The 16308-nt window shown below is 66.3% G+C and carries 13 protein-coding genes; 7 read left to right on the forward strand and 6 right to left on the reverse strand.

The genetic code is table 11. The features are described from left to right. Positions 1-7 precede the first annotated feature (7 nt). The 6 genes from gyrA to dnaA form a co-directional block, all read right to left on the reverse strand. The gene (gyrA, locus tag NS2_RS01480) at positions 8-2521 is read right to left on the reverse strand and encodes a DNA gyrase subunit A (protein ID WP_033085187.1); all 2514 of its coding nucleotides are present in this window, start codon (positions 2519-2521) and stop codon (positions 8-10) included. A gap of 77 nt (positions 2522-2598) precedes the next feature. Further along, on the reverse strand, positions 2599-4641 hold the full coding sequence (gyrB, locus tag NS2_RS01485) for a DNA topoisomerase (ATP-hydrolyzing) subunit B (protein ID WP_033085186.1): 2043 nt from the start codon (positions 4639-4641) through the stop codon (positions 2599-2601). 381 nt (positions 4642-5022) lie between these two features. Continuing rightward, positions 5023-5577: a DUF721 family protein gene (locus NS2_RS01490; RefSeq protein ID WP_033085251.1), complete on the reverse strand. Its 555-nt coding sequence runs from the start codon at positions 5575-5577 to the stop codon at positions 5023-5025. Positions 5578-5690: 113 nt separating this feature from the next. Beyond that, entirely contained in the window at positions 5691-6908 is a 1218-nt protein-coding gene (gene recF / locus NS2_RS01495) for a DNA replication/repair protein RecF (RefSeq protein WP_033085185.1), read from the reverse strand. Between the two features lie 58 nt (positions 6909-6966). Next, entirely contained in the window at positions 6967-8136 is a 1170-nt protein-coding gene (gene dnaN, locus NS2_RS01500; RefSeq protein ID WP_033085184.1) for a DNA polymerase III subunit beta, read from the reverse strand. Between the two features lie 770 nt (positions 8137-8906). Next, complete coding sequence (gene dnaA / locus NS2_RS01505; RefSeq protein WP_491844342.1) at positions 8907-10691, reverse strand: chromosomal replication initiator protein DnaA; 1785 nt, start codon at positions 10689-10691, stop codon at positions 8907-8909. Between the two features lie 723 nt (positions 10692-11414). On the opposite strand from dnaA, the gene rpmH reads away from it, so the two are divergent. The 7 genes from rpmH to NS2_RS01540 all read left to right on the forward strand — a co-directional run bounded on the left by rpmH (position 11415) and on the right by NS2_RS01540 (position 16266). Beyond that, the gene (gene rpmH, locus NS2_RS01510) at positions 11415-11558 is read left to right on the forward strand and encodes a 50S ribosomal protein L34 (RefSeq protein WP_033085250.1); all 144 of its coding nucleotides are present in this window, start codon (positions 11415-11417) and stop codon (positions 11556-11558) included. Between the two features lie 87 nt (positions 11559-11645). Then, on the forward strand, positions 11646-12038 hold the full coding sequence (gene rnpA / locus NS2_RS01515; RefSeq protein ID WP_071812227.1) for a ribonuclease P protein component: 393 nt from the start codon (positions 11646-11648) through the stop codon (positions 12036-12038). Between the two features lie 10 nt (positions 12039-12048). After that, positions 12049-12369, forward strand: a complete 321-nt coding sequence (gene yidD, locus NS2_RS01520; protein ID WP_081985551.1) for a membrane protein insertion efficiency factor YidD — start codon at positions 12049-12051, stop codon at positions 12367-12369. Positions 12370-12373: 4 nt separating this feature from the next. After that, entirely contained in the window at positions 12374-13477 is a 1104-nt protein-coding gene (gene yidC, locus NS2_RS01525; protein WP_033085182.1) for a membrane protein insertase YidC, read from the forward strand. A gap of 30 nt (positions 13478-13507) precedes the next feature. Continuing rightward, complete coding sequence (locus tag NS2_RS01530; protein WP_045435950.1) at positions 13508-14041, forward strand: Jag family protein; 534 nt, start codon at positions 13508-13510, stop codon at positions 14039-14041. A gap of 114 nt (positions 14042-14155) precedes the next feature. Then, complete coding sequence (gene rsmG / locus NS2_RS01535; protein WP_033085180.1) at positions 14156-14893, forward strand: 16S rRNA (guanine(527)-N(7))-methyltransferase RsmG; 738 nt, start codon at positions 14156-14158, stop codon at positions 14891-14893. A 404-nt stretch (positions 14894-15297) separates the two neighbouring features. Continuing rightward, entirely contained in the window at positions 15298-16266 is a 969-nt protein-coding gene (locus NS2_RS01540) for a ParA family protein (protein ID WP_370737268.1), read from the forward strand. Positions 16267-16308 lie beyond the last annotated feature (42 nt).

Consider the following 16308-nt stretch of genomic DNA (forward strand, 5'->3'; position numbering starts at 1 on the left):
GGTGAAACTACTGCTTCGCCGAACCGCTGGTGTCATCTTCGGCAACCTGGTCGGGCTCATCCGCGTTCCGAGCGATCGCGAGCAAAGTATCGCCCTCGCCGAGGTTCATCAACCGCACGCCCTTGGTTTGACGGCCGGCCTTGCGAACCTGGTGTGCGAGCGTGCGAATGACACCGCCGCCCGACGTGATCGCATACAGCTCATCATCGTCATTGACGATGAGCGCTCCGACAAGACTGCCACGCTTCTCGTCGTACTGAATCGTCAGCACGCCCTTGCCGCCACGACCCTGCGCGGTGTACTCCTCGATGGCCGTGCGCTTGGAGTACCCACCCGCGGTCGCGACAAGCAGATAGATGCCCTCCTCGTCGCGAACCACATTGAGCGACAACAGTTCATCGTCGGCATTGAAGCGCATGCCCTGCACGCCGGAGGTGGCCCGGCCCATGGGGCGCAGCACCTCGTCATTGGCGGAGAAGCGGATGGACTGGCCGTGCGCCGAGACGAGCAGCAGGTCGTCCTCGGCCGAACACAGTGCCGCGCCGACCAATTCGTCCTCGTCGCGCAGATTGACCGCCACGATGCCGCCGGTGCGGTTGGAGTCGAAGTCGGTCAGCTTGGACTTCTTCACCAGGCCCTTGCGGGTGGCCAGCACCAGGTAGGGCGCGTCCTCGTAGGACTTGATCTGGATGACCTGGGCGATCTTCTCGTCCGGCTGGAAGGCCAACAGGTTGGCCACGTGCTGGCCGCGCGCGGTGCGGTTGGCCTCGGGCAGCTCGTACGCCTTGGCCCGGTAGACCCGGCCCTTGTTGGTGAAGAAGAGCAGCCAGTCGTGGGTCGAGGTGATGAAGAAGTGCTTGACGATGTCGTCCTGCTTGAGGCCCGCGCCCTGCACGCCCTTGCCGCCGCGCTTCTGCGAACGGTAGAGGTCGGTCTTGGTGCGCTTGGCGTAGCCGGTCTCGGTGATCGTCACGACCACGTCCTCGCGGGCGATCAGATCCTCGTCCTGCACGTCGCCGTCGGCCGCGATGATCTTGGTGCGGCGCTCGTCGCCGTACTTGTCGACGATCTCGGCCAATTCGGCACGGACGATCGAGCGCTGGCGCTCCGGCTTGGCCAGAATGTCGTTCAAATCGGCGATCTCGGCCTCGATCTGGGCCAACTCGTCGAGGATCTTCTGCCGCTCCAGGGCCGACAGGCGGCGCAGCTGCATGTCGAGGATCGCGGTCGCCTGGACCTCGTCGATCTCCAGCAGCTGCATCAGGCCGGTGCGGGCGGTCTCGGTGTCGGCCGAGCGGCGGATCAAGGCGATGACCGCGTCCAGCTGATCGAGCGCCTTCACCAAACCGCGCAGGATGTGGGCCCGCTGCTCCGCCTTGCGCAGCAGGTAGCGGGTACGCCGGACGATCACTTCCAACTGGTGATTCACATACAGCCGGATCATCTGATCCAGGCGCAGCGTGCGCGGCACCTTGTCGACGATCGAGAGCATGTTGCAGCCGAAGGAGGTCTGCAGCTGGGTGTGCTTGTAGAGGTTGTTCAGCACCACCTTGGCGATGGCGTCGCGCTTCACCGTGACGACGATGCGCAGACCCACGCGGTCGGAGGACTCGTCGTGGATGTCGGAGACGCCCGCGATCTTGCCGTCCTTCACCTGCTCGGCGATCGCGTTGATGAAGTTGTCGGTATTGACCTGGTACGGCAGCTCGGTGATGACGATCGTGGTGCGACCCCGGTTGTCCTCCTCGATCTCCACCACACCGCGCATGCGGACCGAACCGCGACCGGTGGTGTAGGCGTCGATGATGCCCTGGGTGCCCACGATCAGGCCCGCGGTCGGGAAGTCCGGGCCCTTCACGCGCTCGATGCACGCGGCGAGGGTGGCCTCCTCGTCGGCGTCGTGATTGTCCAGCGCCCAGTAGATGGCCTCGGCCAGCTCGTTCAGGTTGTGCGGCGGGATGTTCGTCGCCATACCGACGGCAATACCGTTGGAGCCGTTCATGAGCAGGGCGGGCACCCGGCTCGGCAGAACGGTCGGCTCCTGGGTCTTGCCGTCGTAGTTCGGGATGAAATCGACCGTCTCGTGGTCGATTTCGCGCAGCATCTCCATCGCCAGCGGGGTCAGGCGGCACTCGGTGTAGCGCATGGCGGCCGCGCCGTCGTTGCCGCGGGAACCGAAGTTGCCCTGGCCGTCGACCAGCGGGTAGCGCAGCGCCCACGGCTGCGCCATGCGCACCAGGGTGTCGTAGATCGCGGTGTCACCGTGCGGGTGGTAGTTACCCATGGTGTCGGCGACCGGGCGCGCGGACTTCACGTAGCCGCGGTCCGGGCGGTAGCCGTTGTCGTACATCGCGTACAGGATTCGCCGGTGCACCGGCTTGAGGCCGTCGCGCACCTCGGGCAGCGCGCGGCCCACGATCACGCTCATGGCGTAGTCGATGTAGGAGTTCTGCATCTCCTGCTGGATGTCGACCGGCTCGATGCGGTCGCCACCCGAAGGCGGAAGCGAAGTCTCAGTCATGAATTGTCTCCGTCAGAAGTTGTGGATGGTCCTCGCGGCGCGCACGCAGCAACCCGAAAGGCCGCTGCCAGCGCGAATTACACGTCGAGGAACCGGACGTCCTTGGCGTTCCGAGTGATGAAGCTGCGGCGAGCTTCGACGTCCTCACCCATGAGGATGGAGAACAGCTCGTCGGCCGCGGCGGCGTCGTCCAGAGTCACGAGCCGCAGCACGCGCACGCTCGGATCCATGGTGGTCTCCCACAGCTCCTTCGGGTTCATCTCGCCGAGACCCTTGTAGCGCTGGATGCCGTCGTCCTTGTTGATCTTCTTGCCGGCGGACAGGCCGCGCTCGAGCAGACCGTCGCGCTCCTTGTCGGAGTAGGCGAACTCCGGCTCGGAACGCTGCCACTTCAGCTTGTACAGCGGCGGCATGGCCAAATACACGTGACCGTGCTCGACCAGCGGACGCATGAAGCGGAACAGCAGGGTGAGCAGCAGCGTCGAGATGTGCTGGCCGTCCACATCGGCGTCGGCCATCAGCACGATCTTGTGATAGCGCAGCTTGGCGATATCGAACTCGTCGTGGATGCCGGTGCCGAAGGCCGTGATGATGGACTGGACTTCGGTGTTCTTCAGCACGCGGTCGATGCGCGCCTTCTCCACATTGATGATCTTGCCGCGCAGCGGCAGGATCGCCTGGTACATGGAGTCGCGGCCGGACTTGGCCGAGCCACCGGCGGAGTCGCCCTCCACGATGTAGATCTCGGACTTGCTCGGATCCTTGGACCGGCAGTCGGCCAGCTTGCCCGGCAGGCCACCCAGATCGGTAGCGGACTTGCGGCGCACCAGCTCTCGCGCCTTGCGCGCGGCCACGCGGGCCTGAGCCGAAGAAACCGCCTTCTGCACAATGGTCTTCGCATCGGCCGGGTTGGCCTCGAACCAGTGCGAGATGTGCTCGTTGCAGGTGCGCTGGACGAAAGACTTCACCTCGGTATTGCCGAGCTTGGTCTTGGTCTGGCCCTCGAACTGCGGGTCGGCGATCTTCACGCTCACGATGGCGGCGAGACCCTCGCGGATGTCATCACCGGTGAGGTTGCCTTCTTTCTCCTTGAGGAGCTTCTTGTCCTTCGCGTACTTGTTCACCACCGTGGTGAGCGCCGCGCGGAAGCCCTCCTCGTGGGTGCCGCCCTCGTGGGTGTTGATGGTGTTGGCGAAGGTGTGGACCGACTCGGAGTAGCCCGAGTTCCACTGCATCGCGACCTCGACCTCGTGGCCGGTGCCCTTGCCGGTGAACGCCACGATCGAGTTGTGGATCGGCGTCTTGGTCCGGTTGATGTGCTTGACGAAGTCCTCGAGCCCGCCCGGGTAGTGGTAGGTGCGGGTCTTGATCTTCGGCGCCGCGACCGCAGCGTTCTCGTCGAGATGCTTGGGGGCCTCGGCGGTTTCGCTCACCACCTCGTCGATCACGTCGCCCTCGGCCACCCGCTGATCGGTCAGCGTGATGGTCAGGCCCTTGTTCAGGAACGCCATCTCCTGCAGACGCCGCGCGACCGTCTCGAAGCTGAAGGTGGTGGTCTCGAAGATCTCCGGATCCGGCCAGAACTTGATGGTGGTGCCGGTGCGCTTGGTCGGACCGCCCTGCACCAGCTTGCCCGGCTTGGAGTCCTTGTACTCCTGCGTCCAGTGGAATCCGTCGGTGTCCACATCGGCCTGGAGCCGGGTCGACAGCGCGTTCACCACGGAGATGCCGACACCGTGCAGACCACCCGACACCGCATACGACTCGCCGTCGAACTTGCCGCCCGCGTGCAGCTGGGTCATGACCACCTCGATGGTGGGCACACCCTGCGCGTGCATGGCGACCGGGATGCCACGGCCGTCGTCGACGACCTCGACACCGCCGTCGGCCAGCAGCGTGACGTCGACGCGCGAGGCGTACCCGGCCATCGCCTCGTCGACCGAGTTGTCGACGACCTCCCAGATCAGGTGGTGCAGGCCGCGCTCACCGGTGGAACCGATGTACATGCCGGGGCGTTTGCGTACCGCCTCGAGGCCCTCGAGCACGGTGATGGATTCGGCACCGTAGTTCGACGGCTTGCCGTTCTTGGGCGGGGTCGAGCCTTCTGCGTTGGAGTCCATGGCAGCCACTGGTGGGTAGCTCTCCTTACTTGCTGATCCTCCCGGCACAGTGCAGTGGCACGCGTGGAGCCCTCAGACACAGTCTGCTCGAGCAATCAGACAGTGTCTGCTCGAGAATTACGGGGGCTCACGCGCAGGCGCTGCGGAACGCGCCGGGAGGTATCGCCGCTAGTTACTCCCCCATCCTACTGGTACGACCGACAGAGAACGCACCTATGACACCCCTGAGTGGGCCGTACGGTCATGAAATCGACCAGCGATATGACCCGTTATGGGCACAGGGGGTTCCGAGGGCGCCAGCGGGCGATGCGAGCGTGCCCGCGAGATCGTTTGCGCGAGGGTTCGCGGCGATCTTCCGAAGGTTCCACGTGAAACCGAAAACTATCCGTACGTGTCTCGCGGACCTCTGCCTTTGACGTGGCGGTCGCCGTGCCGCCAACTCGGCGCGGTCGGGCCGTTGATCTTCAGCTGTTTGACCACGCCGTTGCCCACCGCGGCGGCGATCTTGGCCAGGATCTGCGACTGGAACATGCGCAGCTGGGTCGCCCAGGCCGTGGACTCGGCCTGAATGCTCAGAATTCCGTTCTCCAGCGAGATGGGGGTGGCATGCGAGGCGATGTCCTCACCGACCACGCTGGCCCAGCGGCCGAAGACCGTGCCCTCGGCGACCTTGCCCGACCAGCCGCGCCCCTTCGCCAACTGCATGGCCAGGGACGAAAGAGTCTGGGGATCGCGATCATCCGGGTGCGCACCCGACCAGCCGGAGCGGCGACGCAGCGAGCGGATGCCGCCCTTGCGCGGCGAGGCCCGGCCCTGACCGACCGATTTACCGGCCGCCCGGGCTGCCGCGCGAGCCTCCTCGAGGGCGCGGCGCGCGAGGTCGACACCGCGCAATTCGGGCTCGGGACCGGCCGCGGAATTCGGCTCGGAACTCATGCGGTCGTCGGCTTCCGGCTGGTCGGCCATCCACAGTTCCTTCCACATCTGGGAATCCCGATGATCACTCTCGGTTCGTCACGTGATCTCTGGGTTCGTCAGGTGATTCTGCCTCATGGCACCGACGGACTCGCCGCATCGGCGATCCGCGACGCGCGATGATCGGCCTCGCCCGTGGTTTCCACGCGCAGCGGCGCGGCCTCCAATTCGGCGGGGACGTCCTCGGGCACCGCGGCCGTGATCAAGACCTGCTCGGCCCCGGCCGCCACCGCGGCCAGTGCGGCGCGGCGGCGGCGGTCGAGTTCGGCGAACACGTCGTCGAGGATCAGCACCGGATCGGATCCGGCCGTGCGCAGCAGTTCGAACGCGCCGAGCCGCAGCGCCAGCGCGAAGGACCAGGATTCGCCGTGACTCGCGAAGCCCTTGGCGGGGGCCGAGCCCAGCATCAGCTCCAGATCATCGCGATGCGGGCCGACCAGGCAGACCCCGCGCTCCAATTCCTTGGAACGTGCGGCGGCCAACTCCCGCAACAGGATCGCTTCCAGTTCCGATTCGTCCTCAGGCTGTGGAGAACGGGCGGGATCCAGCAGCTCCGGCGGCAAACTCGCACTTCGGTAACCGATTGTGGCGGGCCGGGATTCGGGAGCGATACCTGAATAAGCCTGTGCAAGATGTGGATAAAGCTCGTGCACCAACCGCAGCCGCTGCGCCAGCAACACCGCCCCGTGCGCGGCCAGGTGCCCGTCCCACACGTCGAGAGTGCTCAGCTCCGAGCCGGATTCCGAGCCGGCCCGGAGGCCGCGCGACCCCGAACGGGCATTGCGCCCAGCGGTTTTCAACAGTGCCGAGCGCTGCCGCAGCACCTTGTCGTAATCCGCGCGCACCCCGGCCAGCCGGGGCAGCCGGGCGGTGGCCAGCTCGTCCAGGAAGCGCCGCCGCTCCCCCGGATCCCCGCGCACCAGCGATAGATCCTCCGGGGCGAACAGGACCGTCTGCAGGATCCCCAGGATCTCCCGTGGCCGCCGCACCGGGGAGCGATTGATCTGAGCGCGATTGGCCGTGCCCTGATTCAGCTCCATGTCCACCCGGAGCTCGCGGCCGGTATTGACGACCGTCGCACCGATGCGCGCCTTCGGCGCACCGATGCGGATCAGCGGGGCATCGGCCGCCACCCGGTTTGAACCGAGTGTGGACAGATAGCCGATGGCCTCGATCAGGTTGGTCTTGCCGTTCCCGTTCGACCCCAGGAAAACCGTTCTACCGGGTGAAAGTTCGAGCTCGGCGGCTTCCCAGGAGCGGAAATCGCGCAGCGACAGCGCACGCACGTGCATCCGGTCAGTCCATGTTTTTCACAGGTTTGTCAACACTGTGCACAGGTGAGTCGCCTGATCAGCCCGGCAACCGCACCGGCATCAGCAGGTAGATGTAGTTGCCGGACAGCGCGGAGAACGCACCGGACTCCAGCTGCGCGGGCTCCTCCTCCGGAGCCGGCAGGAACACCGCCGGACGGCTGGGAGTCGTGAATCCGAAGGTCACCCGGTCCGAATGCGCGGCGGACAGGCCGTCGAGCAGGTAGCCCGGGTTGAAGGCGATGGTCAGCGGCTCACCGCGGAAGTCGGCCTCCAGCCACTCCTCGGCGCGGCCGGCGTCGTCGCCACCGGCGGAGAGCAGCAGGCCCTCCTCCGAGAACTCCAGCCGCACCTGGGCGCCGCGCTCGGCCACCAGGGCCACGCGCTTGATGGCCTCGGTCAGCGTGCTCACCGCGAGGGTGGCGATGGAGGTGTGCTCCTTGGGGAGCAACTGGCGGAACTTGGGGAATTCCGCGTCGAGCAGGCGGGTGGTGGTGCGGCGGCCGCCGTTCACGATGCCGAGCAGGCCGTCGGTGCCGGTTCCGAAGGCCAGCTGCACCGGCTGATCGGACGCACCGAGGGTTTTCGCGGACTCGGACAGGGTGCGGGCCGGGATCAGCACCGCGGTCTCCACATCGGCGCGGCCCGGCTGCCATTCCAGCTCGCGCACGGCCAGACGGAAACGGTCGGTCGCGGCCAGGACCACCTTGGGGCCCTCGATCTCGACACGGATGCCGGTGAGCATGGGGAGCGTGTCATCGCGCCCGGCGGCCACGGCCACCTGGGAGACCGCCGCGGAGAACAGGTCCACCGCGAGCTCGCCCGTCTGGGGAGGAAGCTCGGGAAGCTGGGGGTAATCCTCGACCGGCATGGTCGGCAGCGAGAACTTCGCACTGCCGCAGGCGATCAGCACGCGGGTGCCGTCCACCGACACATCGACGGGCTTGTTGGAAAGCGCCTTGGTGATGTCGGCCAGCAGGCGGCCCGACACCAGCACCTGACCCGGACCGGCGACCTCGGCGGCCACGCGCATCTGCGCGGAGACCTCGTAGTCGAAGCCGGAGACCGTCAGGCCGTCCTCGTCAGCCACGAGGAGCACACCACCGAGCACAGGGACCGGAGGCCGCGACGGCAGGCTGCGGGCCACCCAGGCTACGGATTCGGCGAAGTCCTCGCGGGCGACCCGAAACTTCATGCTTGCAAGCTCCATCGCCCGGTCTGTCCTCTCCCAGTGGATTTCGTGAACTCTGCTGATGCTGAATCAGCCGCCTACGCAGTCTCGCACAGGGGACTGACAGTGAACCGTACCCGCGTGAGCCTCGAACGCCTACGCCGACCCTCCGGGCCATCCGATGCGCCGGGATCGACTCCCCTCCTTACTCCCTGCCTCCCGATCGAGTGTGGAGGAGCTGCCCATCGAACCGTGCTCTCCCAACCCTTGTTTCCACACACCCTGTTTTAGAAAGACCTTCTCTAGATGAAGAACTGAAGTAGTAGTAGGTCCTGTTAGTTCTGTGGACTGCGGCCGTTTTCGCAGGTCCGGCGGTGCGGCGGCGTGGGGATGTCGTTTGGGTGGCTCGAGGATGAACAGCGGATGGCTGTGGAGTTGATCCGCTGTTCCACATTCATCCTCGAGCCATCCTCGAGTTGCTCCCCCATTCGAGGCCCGGTAGCCAACATCAGGATGAAACCGGGGACTACCTCGAGGATTCCTCGAGGAGCTGACAAGGACTCCTCGAGGAATCCACAGGGCACAACTGCCATCCGGCCTGCTCAGGCCTCGAGGATGAATTCACCTGTTAGTTCTGTGGACTACCACCTGTGCACCACTGTGAGTGGCGACCTGGGGGCAACCCCGTGGACAACAGTGGGAATCCTCGAGGAGTCCACAACCTTTCCTCGAGGACTCCTTGAGGAATCCACAACCCCGGAAAACAAAGAACCCCACGTCAGACGACGTGGGGCCCTGTGGACTGTGGATCAGCGCGAACGCTGTTTAATTCGGGCTGTGAGTTCCTGAACCTGGTCGTACACGCGGCGGCGCTCGGTCATCTCCTTGCGCACCTTCTTCTCCGCGTACATGACCGTCGTGTGGTCGCGGCCGAAGGCCTGACCGATCTTGGGTAGGGATAGGTCGGTGAGCTCTCGGCACAGGTACATGGCGATCTGCCGGGCCTGCGCGAGCGGGCGGGCCTTGCCGGGACCGGTGAGCTCCTCGAGCGTGGTGTTGAAGTACTCCGCGGTCACGGCCATGATCGTGGCCGCCGTGATCTCCAGCGTCGCGGTATCCGGCATGAGATCGCGCAGAACCACCTCTGCCAGTGACAGATCCAGCGGCTGCCCGTTCAAGGACGCGAACGCCGTGACCCGGATCAGCGCACCTTCCAGCTCGCGGATATTGCGTTCCACCCGGCTGGCGATCAGCTCGAGCACGTCGTGCGGCACGTCCAGGCGGTCCATGCGCGCCTTCTTGCGCAGGATCGCGATGCGGGTCTCGAGCTCCGGTGGCTGCACATCGGTGATCAGGCCCCACTCGAAGCGGGTGCGCAGCCGCTCCTCCAGCGTCGCCAGCTGCTTGGGCGGGCGGTCCGAGGACACCACGATCTGCTTGTTGGCGTTGTGCAGGGTGTTGAAGGTGTGGAAGAACTCCTCCTGGATGCCTTCCTTGCCCTCGATGAACTGGATGTCGTCCACCAGCAGGATGTCGGTCTCGCGGTAGCGGCGCTTGAACGCCACCTTCCGGTCGTCACGCAGCGAGTTGATGAAGTCGTTGGTGAATTCCTCGGTCGAGACGTACTTCACCCGCATGCCCGGGAACAGCCGCTGGGCGTAGTGACCGGCCGCGTGCAGCAGGTGGGTCTTGCCCAAACCCGAGGCGCCCCAGACGAACAGCGGGTTGTAGGCGCGCGCCGGGGCCTCCGCGATGGCCACCGCCGCGGCGTGCGCGAAGCGGTTGGAGGCGCCGATGACGAAGGTGTCGAAGGTGTACTTGGCGTTCAGGCTGGCCGAGGCGGACGCGGCGGGTGCGGGCTCGCGCTCGGGCGTCCGGTTGAAATAGGTCGGCCACGAGTTGCGGACATTGACCACCGGCTCGTCGTCGTGCGCCTCGTCCACCGGGCGGCGCGCGGGCTCGTCCGAATAGCGCGGCGGGGCCGGTTCATCGGAATAGCGCTGGGGAGCGGGTTCGTCCGAGTAGCGCTGGGGTGCGGGCTCATCGGCGTAGCGCTGCGGTGCGGGCCGGGCCGGTTCGTCGTCGGGGTCCGGCGAGAACAGCGACTCCTGTCCCGGCGGCATGGGCGCGCTGCGGTGATTCTCGCGGCGCCGGGGCGGCGCGGCCGGCTCGCCGACCGGCATCGGCCGCTCCTGCCCGGCCATCTGACGCTCCGGCGCGGACATCGGCAACTCTTCGGCCATCGGCGGCTGCCCGTAATCCACAGGTGGATAAGCATCGCGCTCGTCGTACTCGGCCGGATAGTCCTGTGGAGGCAGGTAACGGGGTGCCGCGTACTCCTGGGGCGCCTGGTACATGGGCTGTGGACGCTCGGCGGCCTGCGGCTCCGGCGGGTACGCGGCGGGTTCGGGCTCGCGCGGACGTTCCGGGCGGGAGGTCATGCGGGCGTGCCGGGGCGTATTTCCGGAGCGCCCCGCGGGCGGATTCTGCTGCGCGCGAATGCGCACGCCCAGGCCCTCGACCTGGAGTCCGCGCCGGGCCAGGGAGCGCAGAATGAGTTCCCGCAGATCGCGTTCGACGGTGACCTGCGCCATCGTGCCCGGCACCGAGAGCAGGGCGAATCCCTGCGCGAAGGTGATCGGTTCGATAGTGTTCAGCCACGCCTTGTGCGCCTTGCTGACCGGCTGGATCTCCCCATCCGAGGAGCCGCTCGCCAGTTCGGCGATCACCTCCGGCCAGACAGCGGTCAGCACATTCTGCTCGTCGTCCACGAACGTAGTCCTCCCCGGATGTAGGTCGATAGAAGCAGACGGTCTCGCTGCTCGGCTCCCCCAGTCACCGGGCGTCGGCGAGGCACCGTCGGCCCTACGAATATGCCACTCCAGGGGTCTTTCCACACAATTATCCACAGATGTGGAAAACCTGGGGATACACGTGTCCGCGTGTCTGATTCCCCGAATCGGGCGCGTACCTGCGGGTTCACAGCTATCAGCTGGCAAAGTCAACCGCGGCGCGCAGTGGCAGCGTCTCCAAGGACTGGAAAGGACCGTACACGACCACCGCCCCGCGACACGAACCCCCAGCAAGCGCCACGCGGAACGATCGATCCAGCTTCGAAATCGGTCGCCTACCCCCGAGTTTGACCCTCGTCCAGGGGGTAAGTACCCTTCTACAGTCACCCTATGGTGCGGTGGCGGCTGTCTGCTGCCCGTGCCGACAAGGGTATTGCGCCGAGGGACGCCCGTCCGTCGAGAGCACCGTTTCACCGAACAGCTTCGGGCGTCAACCGACGCCCACCACCTAGAGGAGTGTTGACCGTGGCCAAGGGCAAGCGGACGTTCCAGCCGAACAACCGTCGTCGGGCGCGCGTCCACGGCTTCCGTCTCCGGATGCGCACCCGTGCGGGTCGCGCCATCGTGTCGGCGCGCCGTGGCAAGGGCCGCGCCAAGCTGACCGCCTGATTCGGCTATCCCGGATGCGGCGTCGTATGTGCGCCTCGCCGTCCGGTCTCCGGTCCCCCATCCGCCCGCAATCCGCTGGATGCTCAGGTGCTGCCTGAGCCCTACCGGCTGCACCGGCGCACCGACTTTTCCCGGACGGTGCGCCAGGGCCGGCGGATCGGGAGACGGGACCTCGTTGTGCACGTACTGCTACACGACGACCAAGCCAGCGGACCGACCCCGGCCATCCGGGTGGGCGGTCCGCATTTCGGCTTGATCGTCAGCAAGGCGGTGGGTCCGGCGGTGGTACGCCACCGGGTGGCCCGCCGCCTGCGTCATATCTGCGCGACCCTGACCGACGAATTGCCCGGGGGCGCAGACGTTGTCATTCGCGCCCTGCCGGGTGCCGCCGACGCGCCCTCCGAAGAACTGCTGCGGCAGCTGCGGAGCGGCCTGCGCAAGCTCGGCACCCTCCCGTCGGCAGCGAATCATGAAGTGTGAGAACGACTCCATGGACGCACTGCGCGCCGCTGCCCGGATACCGGCCAAAGCTCTGATATTCCTCATCGAGCTGTATCGGACCTATATCTCCCCCACCCGTATGCCGGTGTGCCGCTTCACTCCTACCTGTAGCGAGTACGCGGTGACGGCGTTGCGCACCCGCGGACTGTTCGTCGGGCTCGGAGTGACGGCCGTCCGATTGGCGAAATGTGCGCCCTGGCACCCTGGTGGGTGGGACCCCGTGCCGGAGCGTAAGCACCGGCACGCGGCATCGACTTACGAAGGGTCATCGCCCGCGGTGACCGGCGACACGAACGACGGGAGTGCATAGCGCCGTGCTCGACTTCATCTATTACCCGGTGTCGGCCATTCTGTGGTTCTGGCACCAGGCATTCGGGTATGTGCTGGGCAAGAACAGCGGATTCGCCTGGGCCTTGGCCGTGGTGTTCCTGGTGTTCACACTGCGGCTGGTGCTCTACAAGCCGTTCGTGAAGCAGGTCCGGACCACCCGGCAGATGCAGGAACTGCAGCCGCAGATCAAGGAACTGCAGAAGAAGTACAAGAACGACCGGCAGCAGATGACGGTCGAGATGCAGAAGCTGCAGAAGGAACACGGCTTCAACCCGCTCATGGGCTGCCTGCCCGTGCTGCTGCAGGTGCCGGTGTTCATCGGTCTGTTCCACGTGCTGCGCTCGTTCAACCGCGTCGGTTCCGGTGGTTTCGGTGGCTTCGGCAGCAGCAACGGCATGACGGCGGAGCAGAACGCGAACACCGCGAACTACATCTTCAGCCCGGCCGACGTCCAGTCCTTCCTGTCCGCACGGCTTTTCGGCGCTCCGCTGTCGTCGTACATCACCCAGCCCATGGCGCAGCTGCAGTCCTTCGCCGAGTGGGGCGGTGTGCCGAGCAAGGTTGCCATCGCCGCGGTGTCGATTCCGTTGATGATCATCGCCGGTGTCGCGACCCACATGAACGCGCGCGCTTCGGTGGCCCGCCAGTCGGCGGAGGCCGCGGCCAACCCGCAGGCCGCCATGATGAACAAGCTGGCGCTGTACGTGTTCCCGCTCGGCGTGCTCGTCGGTGGTCCATTCCTGCCCGTCGCCATCCTGCTCTACTGGGTGTCCAACAACATCTGGACCTACGGTCAGCAGCACCTCGTCTTCGGCAAGATCGAGAAAGAGGAAGAGGAGAAGAAGCAGGCGGCCCTCGAGCGCCGCGCGCAGAACGCTCCGAAGCCGGGCGCGAAGCCGGTCGACGTACGCAAGAAGCAGGCGGCCGCCAAGGTCGAGGACGCTTCGAGCGATGCCGTCGAGGACGCGAAGACCGATGCGCCGCAGGCCTCCCAGAACGGCTCCAAGCCCGCGCCCGGCGCGAAGCCCGGCCAGGCCAAGAAGCGGTCCGGTAATCGTGGTCGCGCCAATCAGAAGCGGCGTCGCTGAGGCTTACAACTCCAGATGAAGGAAACAACCATGACTGTTGAAACCGACGGAGGGGATCCCACTGTGACGGCTGCGACGGCGGCACCGGACGCGACCGACGCCGAGGAAGCGCTCATCGAGGAGGGTGAGATCGCGGGCGACTACCTCGAGCAGTTGCTGGACGTGCTCGACTTCGACGGTGATATCGACCTCGACGTCGAGGGCGACCGCGCCGTGGTGAGCATCGACGGCGGCAAGGATCTGGCGAAGCTGGTCGGCCGTCGCGGCGAGGTCCTGGACGCGCTCCAGGAGCTGACCCGGCTGGCCGTGCAGCAAGCGACCGGCGTGCGCAGCCGGCTCATGCTCGACGTCGCGGGCTGGCGCGCCAAGCGTCGCTCCGAGCTGAGCGCGCTCGGCACCGAGGCGGCCAAGCGCGTGCTGGAAACCGGTGAGCGCGAGGCCCTCTCCCCCATGACCCCGTTCGAGCGCAAGATCGTCCACGATGCCGTGGCCGCGCTGGACGGCGTGGTGAGCGAGAGTGAGGGCGTGGAGCCGAACCGCCGCGTGGTGGTGCTTCCCGCCTGACACGCGGAACACTCGAGGCAGGGCCCCCGGATCGAAATGACCGGGGGCCTACTCTTATCCGGGGACAGGTTCGGGGGTAGTGAAGTTCGGTCGGGGGCAAGGCGTTCGGAAGGGATGTTTCACGTGGAACCAGAGACCGAGATGACCGCGCCCGGTCCGGTCGAACCTCCGGCTGCGGCCGCGGTGGTTTTCGGCGATCGGCTGGACAAGGCCCGGCTCTATTACACGGCTCTGGCGACCGCGGGCGTGGAGCGCGGATTGATCGGTCCCCGTGAGGTTCCCCGGCTCTGGGATCGCCACATCCTCAACTGTGCGGTGATCGGCGACCTCATCCCGCACGGCGTCCGCGTGGTCGATATCGGCAGCGGCGCGGGCCTGCCCGGCATTCCCCTCGCCATCGCGCGACCCGATCTCCGAATCACCTTGGTGGAGCCGCTGCTTCGCCGGACCGTCTTCCTGGCCGAGTTCGTGTCCGAGGCCGGACTCGACAATGTGCTCATCGTGCGCGGCCGGGCCGAGCAGGCGGGGGTGAAGAAGGAGGCAGGCGGCGCGGACATCGTTACCTCGCGTGCGGTCGCTCCCCTGGCGAAGCTGGCCGGCTGGTCCATGCCGCTGGTGCACGAGCACGGACGGATGCTGGCGCTCAAGGGAATCAGTGCCGCCGAGGAACTCGAGCGTGATCGCGAGGATCTGACCAAGGCGGGCGCGGGGCACGCCGAGGTCCTGGAATGCGGTGCGGGAGTGCTGGAGACACCCACCTTTGTGATCAGTGCCGAGCGACTGGCGCGCGCCGAGCGCCGTGCCGAGCGCAAGGATGCCCGACGCGGGACCAGTCACCCGAAGCGTCACTGACGAAGCTCTCCGCCCGCTAAGGTTTGCTGCACCCCTGCGGGTTCGCGATTGTTTCCCGTGAAACATGAACGGCTTTGCCCGGTTTGGGTGTGTCGTGCCGCGAAGGTGGCCGTTCAACTTCCGTATTGTGTCCCCTACTGGCAAGCTAGTGAACGTCGAGCGTGAGCGCAGACTTGCGATGCCCGGCACCGGCTCGAATCGGCTGAATGTCAGCGGAACGGCTTCGGAATGGGTATCGATCTCGCACCTCGCATCTCCTCGGTGACAACGCAGCGTCGCGGCTGCTGCTGCCAGGTGCGCGAAATTCTGCTCGGCCACGTGTCTTTGAGTTCTCGGGGTTAGGAGCCTGTATGTCCAACGGTCCGGCGAATGTTTCACGGGAAACAACGTCCAGGGTGCCCGGCATGCTCGATAGCGGTCCCTTCGACACCGACGAGTTCAGCCGCACCCCGTTCGGGAACATCTCCCCCACCGAGACTCCGATCGCCGCCGAGGCGCAGCGCGCGAGTCAGGTGCTGTCGGGCACCAAGGCCCACATTCCGCGCCCGCACGAACAGCGCATCATCACCATCGCCAATCAGAAGGGCGGCGTGGGCAAGACCACCACCGCCGTGAACCTGGCCGCCGCGCTCGCCATTCAGGGCATGCGGGTGCTCGTCATCGATCTCGACCCCCAGGGCAATGCCAGCACCGCGCTCGGCATCGAGCACCACTCGGGCATTCCCTCCAGCTACGAACTCCTCATCGGCGAGTGCTCGGTGCGCGACGCCATCCAGCAGAGCCCCCACAATGAGCGGCTGCTGTGCATCCCGGCCACTATCGATCTGGCCGGCGCCGAGATCGAACTCGTCTCCATGGTCGCCCGCGAGGGCCGGCTCAAGGCCGCCATTCAGGAGGCCAACCTCGCCGGGTACGACATCGACTACGTGATGATCGACTGCCCGCCGTCGCTGGGTCTGCTCACCGTCAATGCGCTCGTCGCCGCCAAGGAGGTGCTGATCCCCATTCAGTGCGAGTACTACGCACTCGAGGGCGTGGGTCAGCTGCTCCGCAATATCGGTCTGGTGCAGGCGCACCTGAATCCCGAATTGCACGTCTCCACCGTCGTTCTCACCATGTACGACGGCCGCACCAAGCTCGCCGACCAGGTGGCCGAGGAGGTCCGCGGGCACTTCGGCGACGCGGTGCTGCGCTCAGTCATCCCCCGCAGCGTCAAGGTGTCGGAGGCGCCCGGCTACGGCATGACCGTGCTCGATTACGATCCGGGCTCGCGGGGTGCGATGAGCTACCTCGACGCCGGACGAGAGATTGCGGCGAAGTCGGCGCGCCAGACCGCGGTTGCGCCGGTTTCCGACGCACAATCCGGTGTGTAAGTGATTTTTTCGGTGGCGGTGAACAACGGAAGGGGTCGGTAG

The sequence above is a fragment of the Nocardia seriolae NBRC 15557 genome (genome assembly GCF_007990715.1).
GTDB lineage: Bacteria > Actinomycetota > Actinomycetes > Mycobacteriales > Mycobacteriaceae > Nocardia > Nocardia seriolae.